Origin of the sequence: Ramlibacter aquaticus, assembly GCF_015159745.1 — a bacterium.
GTDB lineage: Bacteria > Pseudomonadota > Gammaproteobacteria > Burkholderiales > Burkholderiaceae_C > Ramlibacter > Ramlibacter aquaticus.
This window is the reverse complement of sequence record NZ_JADDOJ010000147.1, coordinates 1-3,363: the sequence shown is the minus strand read 5'-3', so window position 1 is coordinate 3,363 and position 3,363 is coordinate 1. Positions and strand designations below refer to the sequence as shown.

The following is a 3,363-nucleotide window of genomic DNA, read 5'->3' as shown; positions in this document are numbered from 1 at the left end:
CGGAAAGGGTCCTTGTGGCCCACCGTGCCGTGAGCAGCATGAATTTTTGATTGCGTCAACATAGAACTTCAATTTCGAATTCGTTCGAAGATGAAGACGGCATAACGCGCGAGGTGAGAGACCTCGCAATTTCTTGACGACTGAGAATCCTCGTGAGAGGGGTCAAAGTTATAGGGTCAAGTGACTAAGAGCATGTGGTGGATGCCTTGGCGATTACAGGCGACGAAGGACGTGATAGCCTGCGATAAGCTTCGGGGAGCTGGCAAATAAGCTTTGATCCGGAGATTTCCGAATGGGGAAACCCACCGAAAGGTATCCTGCACTGAATACATAGGTGCAGGAGGCGAACCGGGTGAACTGAAACATCTCAGTAGCTCGAGGAAAAGACATCAACCGAGATTCCGAAAGTAGTGGCGAGCGAAATCGGAAGAGCCTGCTAGTGATAGCGCAGAACTTAGGGGAACGGCTTGGAAAGGCCGGCTACAGAGGGTGATAGCCCCGTACTCGAAAAGATCTGTGTGGTACTGAGCTAGCGATAAGTAGGGCGGGACACGTGAAATCCTGTCTGAAGATGGGGGGACCATCCTCCAAGGCTAAATACTCGTAATCGACCGATAGTGAACTAGTACCGTGAGGGAAAGGCGAAAAGAACCCCGGGAGGGGAGTGAAATAGATCCTGAAACCGCATGCTTACAAAAAGTCGGAGCCCGCAAGGGTGACGGCGTACCTTTTGTATAATGGGTCAGCGACTTACATTCAGTGGCAAGGTTAACCGAATAGGGTAGCCGCAGGGAAACCGAGTCCGAACAGGGCGTCCAGTCGCTGGGTGTAGACCCGAAACCAAGTGATCTATCCATGGCCAGGATGAAGGTGCCGTAACAGGTACTGGAGGTCCGAACCGACTAGTGTTGCAAAACTAGCGGATGAGCTGTGGATAGGGGTGAAAGGCTAAACAAACTTGGAAATAGCTGGTTCTCTCCGAAAACTATTTAGGTAGTGCCTCAAGTATTACCTTCGGGGGTAGAGCACTGTTTAGGCTAGGGGGTCATGGCGACTTACCAAACCTATGCAAACTCCGAATACCGAAGAGTACAGCTTGGGAGACAGAGCACCGGGTGCTAACGTCCGGACTCAAGAGGGAAACAACCCAGACCGCCAGCTAAGGTCCCTAAAATTGGCTAAGTGGGAAACGAAGTGGGAAGGCTAAAACAGTCAGGATGTTGGCTTAGAAGCAGCCATCATTTAAAGAAAGCGTAATAGCTCACTGATCGAGTCGTCCTGCGCGGAAGATGTAACGGGGCTAAGCCAGTTACCGAAGCTGCGGATGCACAGTTCTGCTGTGCGTGGTAGGAGAGCGTTCCGTAAGCCTGTGAAGGTGCATCGTAAGGTGTGCTGGAGGTATCGGAAGTGCGAATGCTGACATGAGTAGCGTTAAAGCGGGTGAAAAGCCCGCTCGCCGTAAGCGCAAGGTTTTCTACGCAACGTTCATCGGCGTAGAGTGAGTCGGCCCCTAAGGCGAGGCAGAGATGCGTAGCTGATGGGAAACAGGTCAATATTCCTGTACCGATTGCAAGTGCGATGTGGGGACGGAGAAGGTTAGCTCAGCCGGGTGTTGGATGTCCCGGTTCAAGCCTGTAGTCGTGCCTGGTAGGAAAATCCGCCGGGCTTAGATGAGGGGTGATAACGAGGCGGCTTGCCGCCGAAGTGAGTGATACCCTGCTTCCAGGAAAAGCCACTAAGCTCCAGCTTGCAACGACCGTACCGCAAACCGACACTGGTGCGCGAGATGAGTATTCTAAGGCGCTTGAGAGAACTCGGGAGAAGGAACTCGGCAAATTGACACCGTAACTTCGGAAGAAGGTGTGCCGCAAGTAGGTGAAGGACTTCGCGTCTGGAGCCCAAAGCGGTTGCAAAAAATCGGTGGCTGCGACTGTTTAATAAAAACACAGCACTCTGCAAACACGAAAGTGGACGTATAGGGTGTGACGCCTGCCCGGTGCTGGAAGATTAAATGATGGGGTGCAAGCTCTTGATTGAAGTCCCAGTAAACGGCGGCCGTAACTATAACGGTCCTAAGGTAGCGAAATTCCTTGTCGGGTAAGTTCCGACCTGCACGAATGGCGTAACGATGGCCACACTGTCTCCTCCCGAGACTCAGCGAAGTTGAAATGTTTGTGATGATGCAATCTACCCGCGGAAAGACGGAAAGACCCCATGAACCTTTACTGTAGCTTTGTATTGGACTTTGAACGGATCTGTGTAGGATAGGTGGGAGGCTTTGAAGCAGGGTCGCTAGATCTTGTGGAGCCGACGTTGAAATACCACCCTGGTGCGTTTGAGGTTCTAACCTAGGCCCGTTATCCGGGTCGGGGACAGTGCATGGTAGGCAGTTTGACTGGGGCGGTCTCCTCCCAAAGCGTAACGGAGGAGTTCGAAGGTACGCTAGTTACGGTCGGACATCGTGACGATAGTGCAATGGCATAAGCGTGCTTAACTGCGAGACTGACAAGTCGAGCAGATGCGAAAGCAGGACATAGTGATCCGGTGGTTCTGTATGGAAGGGCCATCGCTCAACGGATAAAAGGTACTCTGGGGATAACAGGCTGATACCGCCCAAGAGTTCATATCGACGGCGGTGTTTGGCACCTCGATGTCGGCTCATCTCATCCTGGGGCTGTAGCCGGTCCCAAGGGTATGGCTGTTCGCCATTTAAAGAGGTACGTGAGCTGGGTTTAAAACGTCGTGAGACAGTTTGGTCCCTATCTTCCGTGGGCGCTGCAGATTTGAGGAAGCCTGCTCCTAGTACGAGAGGACCGGAGTGGACGCACCTCTGGTGTACCGGTTGTCACGCCAGTGGCATTGCCGGGTAGCTAAGTGCGGAAGAGATAACCGCTGAAAGCATCTAAGCGGGAAACTCGTTTCAAGATGAGATCTGCCGGGGCCTTGAGCCCCCTGAAGAGTCGTTCTAGACCAGGACGTTGATAGGCTGGGTGTGGAAGCGCAGCAATGCGTTAAGCTAACCAGTACTAATTGCTCGTGCGGCTTGACCCTATAACTTTGATCTAACGATCAGGTGTTATGCCAAGGTTGAACGCAATCAAAACCCAAAAGCTGATTCCAAGCTCTATGAATTGGTCGTCCTGACCCAGTCAGGATGGCAAAAAGTTATGCCTGATGACCATAGCAAGGTGGTACCACTCCTTCCCATCCCGAACAGGACAGTGAAACGCCTTAGCGCCGATGATAGTGCGGGTTCCCGTGTGAAAGTAGGACATCGTCAGGCTCTTACAGCCCTCAAAAGCCCGCCCCTCAAAAGGCGGGCTTTTGTCTTTGTGCGACCTCATTGCGCTGCAACGGCACAGC

At 52.6% G+C, this 3,363-nt stretch carries 2 rRNA genes; both read left to right on the top strand.

Annotation, left to right across the window (positions count from 1 at the left end):
* Positions 1-174: 174 nt before the first annotated feature.
* Positions 175-3,051 (top strand): 23S ribosomal RNA (locus IM725_RS19760).
* 119 nt (positions 3,052-3,170) lie between these two features.
* A 5S ribosomal RNA gene (gene rrf / locus IM725_RS19755) occupies positions 3,171-3,283 on the top strand.
* The last annotated feature ends 80 nt before the right edge of the window (positions 3,284-3,363 follow it).